This window comes from Microbaculum mangrovi, from assembly GCF_051390635.1.
Taxonomy (GTDB): domain Bacteria; phylum Pseudomonadota; class Alphaproteobacteria; order Rhizobiales; family Tepidamorphaceae; genus Microbaculum.
Genome location: NZ_JBPODT010000003.1, coordinates 532,470 through 548,529, shown reverse-complemented (window position 1 = coordinate 548,529; position 16,060 = coordinate 532,470). Strand labels below are relative to the sequence as shown.

Below are 16,060 nucleotides of genomic sequence, written 5' to 3'. Positions count from 1 at the left end.
CGGGGCATGGATATCGCCTTTTTTCGCCCTTGGGTCGTGCCGCGAAACACGTTTATAGTCAAACCCATGCAAGAAAATCTCTCGAAATCAATGCCTTCACAATCCATGCCGTCCCTCGCCTACACGCCTGAGATCGCCCGCGAGACCGCCGCGCTCTACGAGCGTGTCGCCACCGTGATCCCGCCGATCGAGTGGCCCTTCCACGCGCCCTATATCAAGGCGATCAACGACCTGAAGCGCGAGCGCGGGGCGGTGATCCTGGCGCACAACTACATGACGCCGGAAATCTTCCATTGCGTCGCCGATGTCGCCGGCGACTCGCTGCAGCTCGCCATCGAGGCGACGAAGGCCGACGCCGACATCATCGTCCAGTGCGGCGTGCACTTCATGGCCGAGACGTCGAAGCTGCTCAATCCCGAGAAGACGGTGCTGATCCCCGACCTGCGCGCCGGCTGCTCGCTCGCCTCCTCGATCACCGGCGCGGACGTGCGCGCTCTGCGCGAGACCTATCCGGGCGTACCGGTCGTCGCCTATGTCAACACGTCGGCGGACGTGAAGGCGGAGATCGACATCTGCTGCACCTCCTCGAACGCGGTCGCGGTGGTGGAGTCGCTGGGCGCGGACCGCGTGATCTTCCTGCCCGACGAATATCTGGCGGCCTATGTGCGCTCGCAGACGGACGTCGAGATCATCACCTGGAAGGGCCATTGCGAGGTGCACGAGCGCTTCACCGGCGCGGAGCTGAAGGCCTATCGCGACGCCGATCCGGCGATCCGCATCATCGCCCATCCCGAATGCCCGCCGGACGTGCTGGCGGAGGCCGATTTCACCGGCTCGACGGCGAAGCTCATCGACTGGGTGAAGTCCGAGCGCCCGGACAAGGTGATGATGGTCACCGAATGCTCGATGGCCGACAACGTCGCCGCGGAGACGCCGGGCGTCACCTTCGTGCGGCCCTGCAACCTCTGTCCACACATGAAGCGGATCACGTTGCCGAAGATTCTCGACTCGCTCGTCAACATGCGCGAGGAAGTGACGATCGATCCGGAGATCGCGACGCGCGCGCGGGCGTCGGTGCAGCGGATGATCGATCTGAAGACATGACGGCCGGACGTTGAAGGACGGCCTGACGTTGAAGACGGCGGATGGTCGTTCCTCCGGAATAGAAGGTCGCGCGGTGTGGGGCGGATCACGATGCCAGCCGACATGAGCGACAGCGGCATTGCCGTCACTGACGATGTCGTCATCGTCGGCGGGGGGCTCGCCGGGCTGTTCTGCGCGCTGAAGATGGCGCCACGGCCGGTGACGCTGATCACCGGCGCGCGGCTCGGCGAAGGCGCGGCGTCGGCCTGGGCGCAGGGCGGTATCGCCGCCGCCGTCGGCCCCGGAGACACGCCCGACAAACACGCCGAAGACACCATCGCCGCCGGCGACGGCATCGTCGACGCCCGCATCGCCCGGCTGATGACCGGTGCCGGGCCGGAGCGGATCCACGACCTCATCGACTACGGCGTGCCCTTCGACCGCGGCAACGCGGGCAATCCGATCCTGTCGCGGGAGGCCGCCCACGGCGAGCGGCGCATCGTGCGCGTGCGCGGCGACCTCGCCGGCCAGGAAATGATGGCCGCCCTCATCCGGGCCGTGCGCGAGACGCCGTCGATCCGGGTGATCGAGAACTATTCGGTGGAAGACCTGACCAGGGACGGTGGCCGCGTTGCCGGCCTGATCGCGATCGCCACGGACGCGGACGCGGGACCGCCGGAAATACGCCTCGCCGCCCGCGCCGTGGTGCTGGCGACCGGCGGCGTCGGGGCGCTTTACGCGGTGACGACCAACCCGCTGCAGGCGCGCGGCCAGGGCGTTGCGATCGCCGCGCGCGCGGGCGCGCTGATCGCCGATACCGAGTTCGTGCAGTTCCATCCAACCGCGATGGATGTCGGCCAGGATCCGGCACCGCTGGCGACCGAGGCGCTGCGCGGAGAAGGCGCGAGCTTGATCAACGCGGCCGGCGCGCGGTTCCTGGCCGACCTCCACCCCGATGCCGAACTCGCCCCGCGCGACATCGTCGCCCGCGCCGTGTTCGCGGAGATACAGGCGGGGCGCGGCGCCTTCCTCGATTGCCGCCGCGCAATCGGCGAGCGGTTCGAAGACGCGTTCCCGAACGTCTACAAGGCCTGCGCGGCGGCGGGCATCGATCCGGCGAGCGCGCCGATCCCGATCGCCCCGGCGGCGCACTACCACATGGGCGGGGTCCTGACCGACGCCAACGGGCGCACCAGCATCGACGGGCTGTGGGCCTGCGGCGAGGCCGCCTCGACCGGGGCACACGGAGCCAACCGGCTCGCCTCCAACTCGCTGCTGGAGGCCGTCGTCTTCGCGGCACGGGTGGCCGAGGACATCCGCGCCATCTATCCCGCGCCGCAGCCGATGCCGCCGCCCGAGGTCGTCTCCGACGCGGAGGGACCGGGGCTGTTCCTGGAGAGCGCCGCGATCGCGCGGCTGCGCCGGAGGATGAGCGACGATGTCGGCGTCGTGCGCGATCACGATGGCCTGGTGGCGGCGCTCGGCGACATCGCCGACCTGGAGCGGCAGGGCGGCCCGTCCTACGGCTTCCGCAACATGATCACCACGGCGCGGCTGATCGCCGGGGCCGCCTTGTTGCGCACCGAAAGCCGCGGCGCGCATTTCCGCTCCGATTTCCCCGAGGCCGATCCGGCCCAGGCGAAACGCAGCATCTTCACCCTGCGTTCCGTCGAGACGGTCGCGCGCACCGCGGTTCCAGCCAGCGAGAGCACCTATGCCTGAAGACATTTCCCCGCGAAGCGAGGCTGGCCCCGACGCGCCGCCGCGCGGCCTCGTCGTCGAGGCGGTTTCCCGCGCGCTCGCCGAGGATTTCGGCCTTGCCGGCGACATCACCTCAGCGGCGACGATTGCCGCCGACGCCACTGCCCGGGGCACGATCGGCGCGCGCAAGCCGGGCACCATCGCCGGCCTCGACATCGCCCGCGAAGCCTTCGCCCAGGCGAACCCGCTGATCGCCTTCACCGCGCTCGTCGCCGACGGCGACCGGGTGGAGGCCGGGACGCCGGTCGCGGCGATAGACGGGCCGGCGCGCGCCGTCCTGTCGGGCGAGCGGGTGGCACTCAACTTCCTGTGCCACCTCAGCGGCATCGCGACCCTGACCCGCCGCTTCGTCGATGCGGTCGACGGCACCAACGCGCAGATCGTCTGCACCCGCAAGACCATGCCGGGCCTGCGCGCGCTGCAGAAATACGCGGTCAGATGCGGCGGCGGACGCAATCACCGGTTCGGCCTGTTCGACGCGGTGCTGATCAAGGACAACCATGTCGTCGCCGCCGGCGGCATTGGCAAGGCGGTGGCGGCGGCGCGCGCCCATGCCGGCCACATGGTGCGCATCGAGGTGGAGGTGACGAGCCTGGCCGAACTGGACGAAGCCCTGTCGGCCGGCGCCGACATCATCATGCTCGACAACATGGACGCCGCGACCATGCGCGAGGCCGTCGCCCGTTCGGCGGGCAAGGCGATCACCGAGGCGTCCGGCCGGGTCGACCTCGACAGCGTGCGCGCCATCGCCGAGACCGGCGTCGACCTCATATCCGTCGGCGCCCTGACCCACTCCGCTCCCGTCCTCGACCTGGGCCTCGATTTCGAATAGACTAGATTATAGACCAGTTAGAAATTCCGATCATGCGAGGCTGCCATGGCGGAAGTCAGCGCGTTCGATGCCAAGACGCATTTCTCCCAGCTTCTCGCGCGGGCGCGCGGCGGGGAGGAAATCACCATTACCCATCGGGGGAAACCGGTCGCGCGGCTGGTTCCGATCCGTGACGAGGCCGCCGTCGCGATGGCGCACGTCGCGGCCGATAGACTTCGAGAAATCGCCGCGCGTATCCCCGGACCGCGGATCACACCCGAGGAAATCAAGTCCTGGATCGACGAGGGCCGCCGGTGAGTGCCGGCCCGTTCGTCCTCGATGCCTCGGTGACGCTTGCCTGGGTTCTGGACGAAAACCTCGATCCGGCCTCCGCCCGTGCCCTGACCGACGTCGCGACCCGTGGCGCGGTGGTGCCGGTGCTGTGGCGCCACGAAGTCGCCAACGGGCTGCTGATGGTGGAGCGCCGGAACCGCATCGATTCCGCTACCCGCGCAGCCGCGCTTACGGCTCTCGCCGACTTGCCGATCGAGATTGATGGAGAAAGCGCGTATTGCGCCTGGCGCAATACCATTGCGCTTGCCGCCGAGTGCGGCCTCACCGTCTATGACGCTGCCTATCTCGACCTGGCGCTGCGTCGGAAGTGTGCCCTAGCGAGCCTCGACAAGGCCCTCCGCCAGGCCGCCGGTAAGGCTGGGGTAAATCTGATCTGACCCCTGAGACGCGAAGAAGGACGCTCCCATGACCGCTCCCACGACCCTGCTCGCCCTCGCCGGCGCCAATCTCACCCCCGCCCCGCTGTCGCAGGCGGCCCTCGTCATCGTCGACGCCCAGAACGAGTATCTCGACGGCACGCTGGCCCTGCCCGGCATCCAGCCGGCGCTCGACGAGATCGGCACGCTCCTGGAACGGACGCGCGCGGCGGGTCGGCCGGTCATCCACGTGCGCCATCTCGGACGGCCCGGCGGCCTGTTCGACGCGGAGGGCCGCGCCGGCCAGATCGTCGACCTGCTGACGCCGCTTTCGGGCGAGACAATCATCGGCAAGAGCCTGCCGAATTCCTTCGCCGGGACGGACCTCAAGGAGACGATCGACGCGCTTGGCGTCAAGCAGCTCGTGGTGGCCGGGTTCATGACGCATATGTGCGTCAGCGCCACGGTGCGCGCGGCGGTCGATCACGGCCTGTTCTCGACGGTGGTCGCCTCGGCCTGCGCCACCCGCGACCTGCCCTCGGCGACGGGCGCGGCGCCGGTGTCGGCGAAGACGGTGCATGATGCGACGCTGGCCGCGCTTGCCGACCGGTTCGCTGTGGTGGCGGCGAAGGCGAGCGACGTTCCCGACTAGGGGCGGCGATGCCGCCTGCCCCGACGGTCTGGTGCGATACCACGTGCCCGGTCTGCTACGGCGGCATAGAACTGTAGAACGATCTGCCCGCCCGGCTCGCAGGATACCGGCCCTGGCCGTCCTTCGAGACGCGCCCCTGGCGCTCCTCAGGATAAGGCTTCCAATCCCGGCTGGCTCTCCCGATCCCCGGTCCTCATGGTGAGGTGGGCGCGACAGCGCCCGTCCCGAACCGTGGCCGCAGTACGGGCCTCAGCGCTGGCCGGGGCGGAGCTGATAGAAGATGTGGGTGCCGACCCGCTCGACCTTCTTGAGATAGCGGCTCCAGCGCGGGCGCACATAGGTGGCGTGATAGTGCGTCGCCTCGCCGATGCCCTCGTCGAAATAGTCGCCGACGAGCGCATCCTCGGCGACCTTGACGGCTTTCGACCAGGAGCCCTTGTCGTCTATGCGCTCGGGCCGGCCGTCGCAGGCGAAGGAGAACTGGCAGCGATTGCGCCAGGACTGGTTCTGGAACACCACGCCGCAGACGGTGCTGGGATAGCGGCTGTCGAGCACGCGGTTGAGAACCACCTGGGCGACGGCGCGCTGGCCGTCCTCGGATTCACCGCGGGCCTCGAAATAGACGGCGGTCGCCAGGCAATGGCGGTCGCGCTCGAAATCGTCGATCTCGATGCGGCCGCGCCAGACCTCCTCGAGCGGAGAGGCGAGCAGCGGCTGGAAGGCGATGACGTGGTTCAGGCCGATCTGCGGATCGAGCGAGGCGACCATGACCGGCTTGCCGTTCTTCGGCGGATCGACCTTCAGGAACGACTGGATCATCGGCTTGTCGGCCGGTTCCGGCGGTTCGATGACGTAGCGGGGGATGCGGACCATGCCGCCGGCATCGGGATCGACCTTGAAACGCTCGCCGAAGCCGGCGCGGCTCATCATCAGGTCGCCCTTGGTCTCGCGCACCACTTCCGGATAGCTCGGGGTTTCCTGCCCGGAATCGCCGATGGAACCGGTTACGACCGGATCGCCATCCTTGGACTGACGCGCCACGACGATCGTCTCGGAGGGAACGCCGAGGCTCGACAGGCTGATACCGATGGGCTTGTCGAAATCCGCGTCCTGGTCGCGCAAAGGCAGGGCGACCTTGGCGGCATGGACGGAACCGTAGGGCTGCGCGACGAGCGTCGCCATCCAGCGCGGCGACGAGGCGGCCTCGATATCGACGACGGCGGCCGCGTCCTGATAGGCCGCCTGCACCGTCGACGCCAGAAATCCACCCAATGCCAGGAGGTAAGGAGCGAAGCTCCGAACGCGGTGTCCCCCCGAAAGCGCTGCGATACGCCGCACTACGCCTGCTCCGTCGTTAGTCGAACGCGTCCCGTATCCGAGAACGCGGGATAGCCGCGATCTTCAGATCCTGCTGACCAATACGGAGACCCCTCCGTCCCCGACGAAGGAGGAATTTGAACCGAAAGTCTTTATGTTCGCTTAACCTTGAAATCGAGCGGGACCGGGGCTTTCGCCCCTCCCGCGCGACAGCCGGTCTGGGCGTGGACTACTTGTCCCGCTCGATCTCCGCGCCGAGCGCGGCCTGCGCGGCGGCGAGGCGGGCGATCGGCACCCGATAGGGAGAACACGACACGTAGTCGAGCCCGACCTGCTCGCAGAAGCCGATCGAGGCGGGATCGCCGCCATGCTCGCCGCAGATGCCGAGCTTGATGCCGGCCCGGGTGGAGCGGCCACGCTCGGCGGCGATCTGGACCAATTCGCCGACACCGTCCTGATCGAGCGTCACGAAGGGATCGGCGGGCAGCAAGCCCTTCTCCACGTATTCGGCCAGGAAACGGGCCGAATCGTCGCGGCTGATGCCGAACGTCGTCTGGGTCAGGTCGTTGGTGCCGAACGAGAAGAATTCCGCGGTCTCGGCGATCTCGGCGGCACGCAGCGCGGCGCGCGGCAGCTCGATCATGGTGCCGATCTGATATTCGACCGCCACGCCCTTCTCGCGATTCACCGCCTCGGCGACGGCGACGATCCGATCCTTCAGCATGTCGAGTTCGGCGCTGGTGGCGATCAGCGGGATCATCACCTCGGGCGTCACCGGGCTGCCGGTCTTCGTGGCCGCTTCGGCGGCGGCCTCGAAAATGGCGCGTGCCTGCATCTCGTAGATCTCGGGATAGGTGATGCCGAGCCGGCAGCCGCGATGACCGAGCATCGGGTTGAACTCGTGCAGCTCCTGCACCCGGCGGCGCAGCTTCTCGATATCGGCGCCGATGGTCCCAGCGACCTCGGCGAGCTCGTCGTCCTCGTGCGGCAGGAACTCGTGCAGCGGCGGATCGAGCAGACGGATCGTGACCGGCAGGCCGGCCATGATCTCGAACAGGTCGGCGAAGTCCTGCCGCTGCATCGGCAGGATCTTGGCGAGCGCGGCCCGGCGGCCGGCTTCATCGTCGGCGAGGATCATCTCGCGCACCGCGATGATGCGGCCTTCCTCGAAGAACATGTGCTCGGTGCGGCACAACCCGATGCCCTCGGCACCGAACTCGCGCGCGGTGCGGGCGTCGGCCGGCGTCTCGGCATTGGTGCGCACCTTCATGCGCCGTGCCGCGTCCGCCCAGGTCATCAGGCTCGCGAACTCGCCGGACAGCTCGGGCTGCAGCATCGCCACCTTGCCGAGCAGAACCTCGCCCTTGGTGCCGTCAATGGTGATGACGTCGCCGCGCTTCAGCGTCGTGCCGCCGGCCGTCATGGTGCCGGCGGCGTAATCGACGCGCAGCGTGCCGGCGCCGGAGACGCAGGGCTTGCCCATGCCGCGGGCGACCACTGCCGCGTGGCTGGTCATGCCGCCGCGCGTCGTCAGGATGCCCTCGGCGGCGTGCATGCCGTGAATGTCCTCGGGGCTGGTCTCGACGCGCACCAGGATGACGGCCCGGCCCTCGTTCTTGAGCGTCTCGGCCTCGTCGGCATCGAACACGATCTCACCCTGTGCGGCGCCCGGCGAGGCCGGCAGGCCGCGGGCGATCGCCTGGCGCTCGGCCTTCGGATCGATGGTGGGATGCAGGAGCTGGTCGAGAGAGACGGGATCGACGCGCTGGACCGCCTCTTCCTTCGTCAGCAGGCCTTCCTCGGCCAATTCAACGGCGATGCGCAATGCGGCCTTGGCGGTCCGCTTGCCGGAGCGCGTCTGCAGCATCCACAGCTTGTCCTGCTCGACCGTGAACTCGACGTCCTGCATGTCGCGGTAGTGCTTCTCCAGGACGTCGCAGATGCGCACGAACTCGGAGAAGGCCCTGGGCATCACGCTTTCGAGCGAGGGCTTGTCGGAGCCGGAGGCGAGCCGCGCCTTCTCGGTCAGATCCTGCGGCGTGCGGATGCCGGCGACCACGTCCTCGCCCTGGGCGTTGACCAGGAACTCGCCGTAGAGCTCGTTCTCGCCGGTCGAGGGATTGCGGGTGAAGGCGACGCCGGTGGCGGAGCTCTCGCCCATGTTGCCGAACACCATCGCCTGGATGTTGACGGCGGTGCCCCAGCTCTCCGGGATCGAATGCAGGCGACGGTAGGTGATGGCGCGCTGGTTCATCCAGGAGGAAAACACCGCGCCGATAGCGCCCCAAAGCTGCATTTCCGGGCTCTGCGGGAACGGAATTCCGGTGTGTTCCTCGACCAGGGCCTTGAAGCGCGCGACGATCTCCTGCCAGTCCTCGGCGGACAGGTCGGTGTCGAGGTCGTGGCCGTTGCTTTCCTTGAAGACCTCGAGGATATCCTCGAAATTGTGGTGATCGATGCCGAGCACGACGTTGGAATACATCTGGATGAAACGGCGGTACGAATCGTAGGCGAAGCGCCGGTCGCCGGCGCGCGTCGCAACCGCCTCGACGGTGTCGTCGTTGAGGCCGAGATTGAGGACGGTGTCCATCATGCCGGGCATCGAGGCGCGCGCACCGGAGCGCACCGAAACCAGCAGCGGATCTCCGGCATCGCCGAACTGGCGTCCGACGATGCAACCGATATGCTGCAGCGCGGCGGCGACCTGATCGGCCAGATCATCGGGAAAGGCCTGCCCGTTGGCGTAGTACCAGGTGCAGACTTCGGTGGTGATCGTGAAGCCAGGTGGGACGGGCAGTCCGAGACTCGACATCTCGGCCAGGTTCGCGCCCTTGCCGCCGAGCAGCTCCCGCATTTCCGCCGCCCCTTCGGCCTTGCCGTCGCCGAAGGTGTAGACCCATTTCGTCATTCTACAGCATCCCCGCATTCCGACCGGTCGCTTCCGGCGCCCTTCCCATCGCGCAATTCCGCTCATGTTTCAATGTTGCGACGGAAGTTTGATTGTCGCGCGTGCGAAATTCCCAGGGATTCCGGTGCGATTTCGCGTAAACCGCTTGTTAACCATAGGAGCGCAGAGTGTCATTTGGCGCACAGAATGCGCTTCCAGAATCGGCCCGTTGCGATCGGCAAGCCGGGAATCCCGACCGGACGGGCGGGAGATGACCCATGAAAACGCTCTTGGCGACGCTGGCGCTCTCCGCAGGGCTTGCGGCCGGCGCGCAGGCATCTGACGTCTTCGACGCTTCGCCGGCCCTGCGCTTCTGCGCGGCGGGGATGATCGGCGGGTTCGGCAACGGGCTCGACGAGCGCGCCTGCGCGAAATATTTCGACCTGCCGTCCAACTACCACTTCGCCTGCGCCCGCGGCGTCGTGCGCGGGTTCAAGACGGCGGTCGACCGGGCGGCCTGCGTGTCGTTCTTCGAAGGCCAGGTCGCCGCCGCCAGGACAGCCTACGTCAAGCCGGCAGGCCGATAGACCGCCGGCACTCCGGCCCCTCGCCTCAGGACACGAGCCCGAGGATGCCGATCGCGATCAGGTAGATCGCCACGACGTAGTTCAGGAGGCGCGGCATGACGAGAACCAGGACGCCCGCGATCAGGGCGATGAGCGGTTCCGGATTGGCGATACTGATTTCCATGGGACTGGTCTCCGGCGGGTAGGCGACGAATCACGTCTGACACCGCGATCGTATACGCCGCCCGGCGACGCCCGGTCATCCGTGGCGGGCGGGCCTGTGGATAGAAAACGGCCTCCCCACAGCCCGGCAGACCGGCGTTCCATCCCCCGGAGAATCGGCTGTAATGCGCCGCCCGCCAGACACCGTAGAAGGCGGAGACAATCAAAACAAAATTCGCGAGGGGGGAAATCTCATGTCCATCACACCGGCCTGGTTCTTCCGGGCATCCGTGATCTATGCGCTGATCGCTATGGCGCTCGGCATCCACATGGCCGCGTCGGGCAACCACGAACAGTTGCCGACGCACGCGCACATCAATCTCGTCGGCTGGGTGACGATCTTCCTTTACGGCGCGTTCCTGAAGATGCATCCCGCCAGCAACGGGCGACTGTCTACGCTCCTGTGGCTCCTCGCCAACGCCGGCGTCATCCTCATGGCGATCGGCATCTACATCGTCTACGCCGGCAATCCGGAAAGCGGCGAGCCCTTCGCCATCGCCGGCTCGATCCTCACCATCCTGGCGATGGCGGTCTTCGCGGTGATCGTCTACCGGGCGCGGGACTGAGCGCGTCGATAAACGAGGGTCTCCCGATCTCCCGCTCGCTCCGGTTATCGAGGGGACGGGCGGAGAGAGGGGTGTCTCAGCCGGCGATCCTGGAGAAGTCCGCCACGCGGTCCATCGCGGCGCGGATCTGCGACAGCAGGCGCAGACGGTTTGCGCGCAGGGCCGGATCGTCGGCGTTGACCGTCACCTCGTCGAAGAAGACGTCGACGGGGCCGCGCAGCTTCGCCAAGGCACGCATCGCGCCGGCGAAATCCTCGCGACGCAGCGCCTTCTCCGCCTCGCTGGCGACCTCGTCTATGCGCTGGAACAGCGTCCGCTCCTCGTCCTGGGTAAAGGCCTTGGCATCGGCGTAGCCGGCGTGCGAGCGGCCGTCCTTCTTTTCCTCGATGCGCAGGATGTTGGAGGCGCGACGATAGGCCGTGAGCAGGCTCGCGCCGTCCTCGGTGTCGAGGAAGGAGCCGAGCGCCTCGACGCGGCGCACGATCATCAGCAGGTCGTCCTGGACGAGATGGCCGCCCGCCGCATCGGAGCCTGTCTCCGACGAGCCCCCTGAAGCGCCCCTGGCCTGCTCTCCCAACGCGAAAACGGCATCGACCAGATCGTGCCGGGCGCCGTCCTCGCGCAACTGCACCTTCAGGCGGTCGGCGAAGAAGGCGAGGAGATCGTCGGCGATGCCGGGCAGCTTTTCCAGATCCGGCTGATGGACGCGATAGATTTCCGCGGCGATCCCGTCGTGCACGTCCGGGCTCAGATTGAGCCCGCGCGTCGCGATCACCTCGTCAATGGCCTGGGCCAGCGCGTTGTCGGACGAGCGCTCGGATTCGATGCGGAAGGCCAGCATCGCGGCGATGGAGCGCAGATGCAGGCGCAGCTCGTTGGTCAGGACGATACGGATCACGCCGAGCGCGGCGCGGCGCAGCGCATAGGGGTCCTTGGAGCCGGTCGGCTTCTCGTCGATCGCCCAGAAGCCGGTCAGGATGTCGAGCCGGTCGGCCAGCGCCACCGCGACCGAGACGGGCGCGGTCGGCACCGCGTCGCCGGCGCCGGCGGGCTTGTAGTGGTCGCGGATCGCGTCGGCGACGGCCTCGTCCTCGCGCTGGTCGAGGGCGTAGTAGCGGCCCATGACGCCCTGCAGTTCGGGGAACTCCCCGACCATTTCGGTGACCAGATCGGCCTTGGCGAGGCGGGCGGCCCGCTCAGCCTCGTCCTGGTTGGCGCCGATCAGCGGCGCGAGCTCCCTGGCCAGCCGGGCGATCCGGTCGACGCGCTCGGCCTGGGTGCCGAGCTTCTCGTGGAAGACGATGTCGCGCAGCTTCTCGGCGTGGACGTCGAGCTTGGTTTTGCGGTCGGTGTCGAAGAAGAAACGGGCGTCGGACAGGCGCGCGGCGATGACGCGGCCGTTGCCGGCGACGATCTTCTCGCCGCCATCCTCGGCCGCCAGGTTGGAGACCAGCAGGTAGTTCGGAGCCAGCGCCCCGGTCTTCGGGTCGCGCACGACGAAGCACTTCTGATTGGCGCGGATCGTCAGGCGCACCACTTCCGGCGGGATCTTCAGGAAGTCCGGATCGAAGGCGCCCATCAGCACGACCGGCCACTCGACGAGGCCGGCGACCTCCTCGACCAGCCCTTCGTCCTCGACCACCTCCAGCCCCTGCGCGAAGGCAAGGGTGCGGGCGTCGGTGCGGATGATCTCGCGGCGGCGCTCGGGGTCGAGGACGACGAAGGCCTTCTCCAGCTTCTCGACATAATCGTCGAAGCGGCGCACCTCGAAGGTATCCGGCGCCATGAAGCGATGCCCGCGCGTCACGCGGCCGGAACGCAGACCGTCGACCTCGAAATCGACGACCTCGGTATCCTCGGTCTCCGGCCCGAACACGCAGAGGATCGACTGCAACGGCCGCACCCAACGCAACGAGCCCGATCCCCAGCGCATCGACTTCGGCCAGGGAAAACGCCGGATGACGTCGGGCACGATATCGGCGATCACCGCGGTCGCCTCGCGGCCGGGCTTCTCGATCACGGCGACGTAGAACTCGCCCTTCTTCGGATCGCTTTCGACCTTTGCCTCGTCGATGGAGGCGAGGCCGGCGGCCTTCAGGAAGCCTTCGAGGGCCTTGTCGGGCGCGCCGACGCGGGGCCCCTTTCGCTCTTCCCGCGTGTCGGGGCTGCGCGCGGGAACACCGGTGACGTTCAGGGTGAGCCGGCGCGGCGTCGCGAAGGCGGACGCCGATTCATAGGTCAGCCCGGCATCGACCAGCGCGTCGGTCACGAGCTTGCGCAGATCCTCGGCGGCGCGGCCCTGCATGCGCGCGGGGATTTCCTCGGAGAACAGTTCCAGCAAAAGGTCGGGCATGATCGTCGCCTATCCCTGCCCGCCGCCGGCGGTCGCCAGCCAGGCCTCGCCGCAGCCCTTGGCGAGCTCGCGTACGCGCAGGATGTAGCTCTGGCGCTCGGTCACCGAAATGACGCCGCGCGCGTCCAGCAGATTGAACACGTGGCTCGCCTTGATGCACTGATCGTAGGCGGGAAGCGCCATACCATGATGCTTGCGGTCGTCTCCGTCCCACCCCTCGTCCAGGTAGGTCTGGCAGGCCATCTCGGCGTCGCGGAAATGGCGGAACAGCATCTCGGTGTCGGCGTGCTCGAAGTTGTGCTTCGAGTATTCCTTCTCGGCCTGCAGGAAGACGTCGCCATAGGTCACCTTGTCGGCGCCCTCGCGGCCGTTGAAATTCAGGTCGTAGACGTTATCGACGCCCTGCACGTACATGGCCAGGCGCTCCAGCCCGTAGGTCAGCTCGCCGGAGACCGGCGCGCAGTCGTATCCGGCGACCTGCTGGAAATAGGTGAACTGCGAGACCTCCATGCCGTCGCACCACACCTCCCAGCCCAGGCCCCAGGCGCCCAGCGTCGGGCTTTCCCAGTCGTCCTCGACGAAGCGGATATCGTGGTTCTTCGGATCGATACCGATCTCGTAGAGCGAGCCCAGATAGAGCTCCTGCAGGTCCGGCGGCGACGGCTTGAGGATCACCTGGAACTGGTAATAGTGCTGCAGCCGGTTCGGGTTCTCGCCGTAGCGGCCGTCCTTGGGCCGGCGCGAGGGCTGGACGTAGGCGGCGTTCCAGTGGCCGGGCCCAAGCGAGCGCAGCGTGGTGGCTGGATGGAACGTGCCGGCGCCGACCTCCATGTCGTAGGGCTGCAGGATCACGCTGCCATAGGCGGCCCAATAGCGCTGCAGCGCCAGCAGGAGGCCCTGGAAGGAATGGGTCGGATCGAGATAGTCGGCTTTGTCTGTCATAACGGCACTGGGGGTTGGGCGCGCGGACCGTATCGGCGCGCCCGGTAACGGTCAATACGACCGTGCCGCCATGTCAGCGCTTCTTTTGCGGTCTGTAGACGCCGGTTGCGGGATCACGTTCGAGATGGACTATCTCGCCGGGTTCCCGTTCGGCCGGTTCGCGCAGGAGCTTGGCGAACATGGACCGTCCCCGGCCGTGCTCCCGCATCAGCCGCCAGGCGGCAACGGCGCCGCCCATGACCAGGCCACCGATGAGCAGGGGGTTTGCCATTCGCGCCGATCCTCTAGAGGCCGAAACGGGACCACAGGGCGCGCGCCTCTATCGCCGACACGATATCGTCGGCGAAGGGCACCGCCCCGGCTTCGGGCGATGCAGACAGCCGCAGCCGGCCGAGCAGGCCGCCGCGTTGCGTCGAGATCGGCACGAGGCGCACCTTGTCGCCGTAACGCTCCTTCATAACGCCCTTCAGGTCACCCAGGCGGTCGGCGAGACCGAGCTCGACGGCCTTCGTGCCGGACCAGAACTCGCCGGAGAACAGCAGCTTGTCGGAGCCCTTCAACGCCGCACCGCGCCGCGACTTCACCAGGTCGATGAACATCGCGTGGACGTCCTTCTGCAGCGTCTTCAGCCGCTTGACGTCCTCGGGCTTCTCCGGCTGGAACGGGTCGAGCGCCACCTTGCGATCGCCGGCGGTGTAGACACGCCGCTCCACGCCGATCTTCTCGATCGCCTTGTCGAAGCCGAAGGTGGCGGCGACGACGCCGATCGAGCCGACGATGGAACTGGGATCGACGACGATCTCGTCGCCGGCGGCCGCGATCATGTACCCGCCCGACGCGCCGACGTCCTCGATGAAGACGAAGACCGGCTTGCCGTGCTCCTCGGCGAGCGCACGGATGCGCTGGAAGATCAGGTGGCTCTGCACCGGCGAGCCGCCCGGCGAGTTGACGACCACGGCAACGGCGACGGCGCGCGAGATCTTGAAGGCGGCCTCGAGCGGGCCTGCGAGCGCCGACAGCGACAGGCCCGGCCGCAACGGCGTCGCCATGCCGATCGGCCCGGTCAGGCGCAGCACCGGCACCAGCGGATGGCTTTCGTGCCATTTTGCCGGCAACAGCCCGCGAAGTCGTTCAAAAAGCATCATACGGCGTTCTCCGAGACCCAACACATGTATCGCGCAGGCGTCGGGCGCAAGATCAAGACGACAATTCGAACGCCGCGCCCTGGCGCAACACCGCCTCGACATCGGCGCGGAAGCCGTGGCCCCGCGCCCCGTGCAGGACGAGACCCGGCAGGATCGCAAGCGGCGCGCGGCTGCCCTTGCGGCCCTGCACGACGATGCGGGTGGCCGCTTCGCCGGGCCGCGGATGAACGGGCAGCACGACGGCCCCGCCGAAGCGCTTGCCGAAAACATCGAGTACCGTCGCCAGCGCCGCGGCGCGATGAACCAGCGTCAGGCTGCCGCCCGGCTTCACCGCGGCGGCGGCAAACCGCAGCCAGGCGTCGAGGTCGGCGTCGGGCGCGGCGTGGGCGGTGGCCTTGGCCGGCGACGTGCGGCTCGACGCCGGATCGTAGAAGGGCGGGTTGGCCACGGCATGGTCGGCCGCCGCCGTCAGCCCGGCGCGGCGGACGGCACCGCGCACGGTAACGTCGGCGACGACGACGCCGGCGCGGCCGCCGAAACCGTTGCGTTTCAAATTGTCGCGGGCGAGACCGGCGGTCGCCGGGTCGGCCTCCACCAGCACTGCGCGCGTTTCGGGCACGCGGCACAGCGCACACAATCCGGCGACCCCGACCCCGGACCCGATGTCGATCAGCGTCTCGCCCGGCTTCAGCGGCGCCATGGCCGCGATCAGCACCGCCTCGATGCCCGAGCGATGCCCCTTGCGCGGCTGGACGACCGAAAGCCGACCGCCAAGGAAATCGTCGGCGGTAAATCCGGTAGATTCGGCTGTTTCGCCGGTCATTTCAGGTCTTTTTCGAGTCCGGCGTCGATCAGCAGCCGGCGCGCCTCGTCGACCGCCTCGCTGTCGACGAGCAAGCGTCGCGGCAACACGCCGAGGGAGCCTTCGACCACGCTCATGTTCTGGTCGAAGACGGCGCAGACGATGCCGGCATCCTTCAGCAGCGCCTCGACGAAGGACAAAAGCACCATATCGTTGGTTCTGAGCAACTCTGTCATGGCGAAT

16 protein-coding genes and 1 pseudogene are annotated in these 16,060 nt (G+C 67.9%); 8 read left to right on the top strand and 9 right to left on the bottom strand.

Annotation, left to right across the window (positions count from 1 at the left end; genetic code table 11):
• Positions 1–105: 105 nt before the first annotated feature.
• The 6 genes and pseudogenes from nadA to ACSF9G_RS15370 form a co-directional block, all read left to right on the top strand.
• A pseudogene (nadA, locus tag ACSF9G_RS15395) lies at positions 106–1,104 on the top strand (quinolinate synthase NadA); the annotation flags it as partial.
• A gap of 102 nt (positions 1,105–1,206) precedes the next feature.
• On the top strand, positions 1,207–2,805 hold the full coding sequence (locus ACSF9G_RS15390) for an L-aspartate oxidase (RefSeq protein WP_436642970.1): 1,599 nt from the start codon (positions 1,207–1,209) through the stop codon (positions 2,803–2,805).
• On the top strand, positions 2,798–3,676 hold the full coding sequence (gene nadC / locus ACSF9G_RS15385; RefSeq protein ID WP_436642969.1) for a carboxylating nicotinate-nucleotide diphosphorylase: 879 nt from the start codon (positions 2,798–2,800) through the stop codon (positions 3,674–3,676). Before ACSF9G_RS15390 ends, nadC begins: the two co-directional genes overlap by 8 nt.
• A 45-nt stretch (positions 3,677–3,721) precedes the next feature.
• Positions 3,722–3,973 (top strand): type II toxin-antitoxin system Phd/YefM family antitoxin, encoded by a 252-nt coding sequence (locus ACSF9G_RS15380; protein WP_436642968.1) that lies wholly within the window; start codon positions 3,722–3,724, stop codon positions 3,971–3,973.
• Entirely contained in the window at positions 3,970–4,386 is a 417-nt protein-coding gene (locus ACSF9G_RS15375; protein WP_436642967.1) for a type II toxin-antitoxin system VapC family toxin, read from the top strand. The genes ACSF9G_RS15380 and ACSF9G_RS15375 overlap by 4 nt, the downstream gene beginning before the upstream one ends.
• Before the next feature lie 28 nt (positions 4,387–4,414).
• Complete coding sequence (locus tag ACSF9G_RS15370) at positions 4,415–5,017, top strand: cysteine hydrolase family protein (RefSeq protein ID WP_436642966.1); 603 nt, start codon at positions 4,415–4,417, stop codon at positions 5,015–5,017.
• 249 nt (positions 5,018–5,266) lie between these two features.
• On the opposite strand, the gene ACSF9G_RS15365 is transcribed toward ACSF9G_RS15370, so the two are convergent.
• Entirely contained in the window at positions 5,267–6,355 is a 1,089-nt protein-coding gene (locus ACSF9G_RS15365; protein WP_436642965.1) for a cell wall hydrolase, read from the bottom strand.
• 208 nt (positions 6,356–6,563) lie between these two features.
• Complete coding sequence (gene ppdK, locus ACSF9G_RS15360) at positions 6,564–9,242, bottom strand: pyruvate, phosphate dikinase (protein ID WP_436642964.1); 2,679 nt, start codon at positions 9,240–9,242, stop codon at positions 6,564–6,566.
• Positions 9,243–9,499: 257 nt separating this feature from the next.
• Between ppdK and ACSF9G_RS15355 the strand changes: the two genes are divergently transcribed.
• A complete protein-coding gene (locus ACSF9G_RS15355; RefSeq protein ID WP_436642963.1) occupies positions 9,500–9,808 on the top strand; it encodes a hypothetical protein in 309 nt (102 codons plus the stop codon).
• Positions 9,809–9,833: 25 nt separating this feature from the next.
• On the opposite strand, the gene ACSF9G_RS15350 is transcribed toward ACSF9G_RS15355, so the two are convergent.
• A complete protein-coding gene (locus ACSF9G_RS15350) occupies positions 9,834–9,971 on the bottom strand; it encodes a DUF3096 domain-containing protein (RefSeq protein ID WP_436642962.1) in 138 nt (45 codons plus the stop codon).
• Between the two features lie 232 nt (positions 9,972–10,203).
• Between ACSF9G_RS15350 and ACSF9G_RS15345 the strand changes: the two genes are divergently transcribed.
• Positions 10,204–10,575 carry a hypothetical protein gene (locus tag ACSF9G_RS15345; protein WP_436642961.1) on the top strand — a complete coding sequence of 124 codons (372 nt, stop codon included), beginning with the start codon at positions 10,204–10,206 and terminating at the stop codon, positions 10,573–10,575.
• Positions 10,576–10,651: 76 nt separating this feature from the next.
• Here ACSF9G_RS15345 and glyS read toward each other — a convergent pair whose 3' ends face one another.
• From glyS to ACSF9G_RS15315, 6 genes are all read right to left on the bottom strand, one after another.
• Complete coding sequence (gene glyS, locus ACSF9G_RS15340) at positions 10,652–12,928, bottom strand: glycine--tRNA ligase subunit beta (RefSeq protein ID WP_436642960.1); 2,277 nt, start codon at positions 12,926–12,928, stop codon at positions 10,652–10,654.
• 9 nt (positions 12,929–12,937) lie between these two features.
• Positions 12,938–13,870, bottom strand: coding sequence for a glycine--tRNA ligase subunit alpha (locus ACSF9G_RS15335; RefSeq protein ID WP_436642959.1), 933 nt, complete (start codon positions 13,868–13,870; stop codon positions 12,938–12,940).
• A 73-nt stretch (positions 13,871–13,943) separates the two neighbouring features.
• On the bottom strand, positions 13,944–14,141 hold the full coding sequence (locus ACSF9G_RS15330; protein ID WP_436642958.1) for a hypothetical protein: 198 nt from the start codon (positions 14,139–14,141) through the stop codon (positions 13,944–13,946).
• Between the two features lie 13 nt (positions 14,142–14,154).
• Positions 14,155–15,012 (bottom strand): S49 family peptidase, encoded by an 858-nt coding sequence (locus ACSF9G_RS15325; protein WP_436642957.1) that lies wholly within the window; start codon positions 15,010–15,012, stop codon positions 14,155–14,157.
• Positions 15,013–15,067: 55 nt separating this feature from the next.
• Positions 15,068–15,838: a tRNA1(Val) (adenine(37)-N6)-methyltransferase gene (locus ACSF9G_RS15320; RefSeq protein ID WP_436642956.1), complete on the bottom strand. Its 771-nt coding sequence runs from the start codon at positions 15,836–15,838 to the stop codon at positions 15,068–15,070.
• Positions 15,835–16,053, bottom strand: a complete 219-nt coding sequence (locus ACSF9G_RS15315; protein WP_436642955.1) for a putative signal transducing protein — start codon at positions 16,051–16,053, stop codon at positions 15,835–15,837. The genes ACSF9G_RS15320 and ACSF9G_RS15315 overlap by 4 nt, the downstream gene beginning before the upstream one ends.
• Positions 16,054–16,060 lie beyond the last annotated feature (7 nt).

Coding starts and splice junctions, on each gene's coding strand:
- ACSF9G_RS15390 (WP_436642970.1), top strand. CDS start 1,207: ATGAGCGACAGCGGCATTGCCGTCACTGACGATGTCGTCATCGTCGGC.
- nadC (WP_436642969.1), top strand. CDS start 2,798: ATGCCTGAAGACATTTCCCCGCGAAGCGAGGCTGGCCCCGACGCGCCG.
- ACSF9G_RS15380 (WP_436642968.1), top strand. CDS start 3,722: ATGGCGGAAGTCAGCGCGTTCGATGCCAAGACGCATTTCTCCCAGCTT.
- ACSF9G_RS15370 (WP_436642966.1), top strand. CDS start 4,415: ATGACCGCTCCCACGACCCTGCTCGCCCTCGCCGGCGCCAATCTCACC.
- ppdK (WP_436642964.1), bottom strand. CDS start 9,242: ATGACGAAATGGGTCTACACCTTCGGCGACGGCAAGGCCGAAGGGGCG.
- ACSF9G_RS15355 (WP_436642963.1), top strand. CDS start 9,500: ATGAAAACGCTCTTGGCGACGCTGGCGCTCTCCGCAGGGCTTGCGGCC.
- ACSF9G_RS15350 (WP_436642962.1), bottom strand. CDS start 9,971: ATGGAAATCAGTATCGCCAATCCGGAACCGCTCATCGCCCTGATCGCG.
- ACSF9G_RS15345 (WP_436642961.1), top strand. CDS start 10,204: ATGTCCATCACACCGGCCTGGTTCTTCCGGGCATCCGTGATCTATGCG.
- glyS (WP_436642960.1), bottom strand. CDS start 12,928: ATGCCCGACCTTTTGCTGGAACTGTTCTCCGAGGAAATCCCCGCGCGC.
- ACSF9G_RS15335 (WP_436642959.1), bottom strand. CDS start 13,870: ATGACAGACAAAGCCGACTATCTCGATCCGACCCATTCCTTCCAGGGC.
- ACSF9G_RS15330 (WP_436642958.1), bottom strand. CDS start 14,141: ATGGCAAACCCCCTGCTCATCGGTGGCCTGGTCATGGGCGGCGCCGTT.
- ACSF9G_RS15325 (WP_436642957.1), bottom strand. CDS start 15,012: ATGCTTTTTGAACGACTTCGCGGGCTGTTGCCGGCAAAATGGCACGAA.
- ACSF9G_RS15320 (WP_436642956.1), bottom strand. CDS start 15,838: ATGACCGGCGAAACAGCCGAATCTACCGGATTTACCGCCGACGATTTC.
- ACSF9G_RS15315 (WP_436642955.1), bottom strand. CDS start 16,053: ATGACAGAGTTGCTCAGAACCAACGATATGGTGCTTTTGTCCTTCGTC.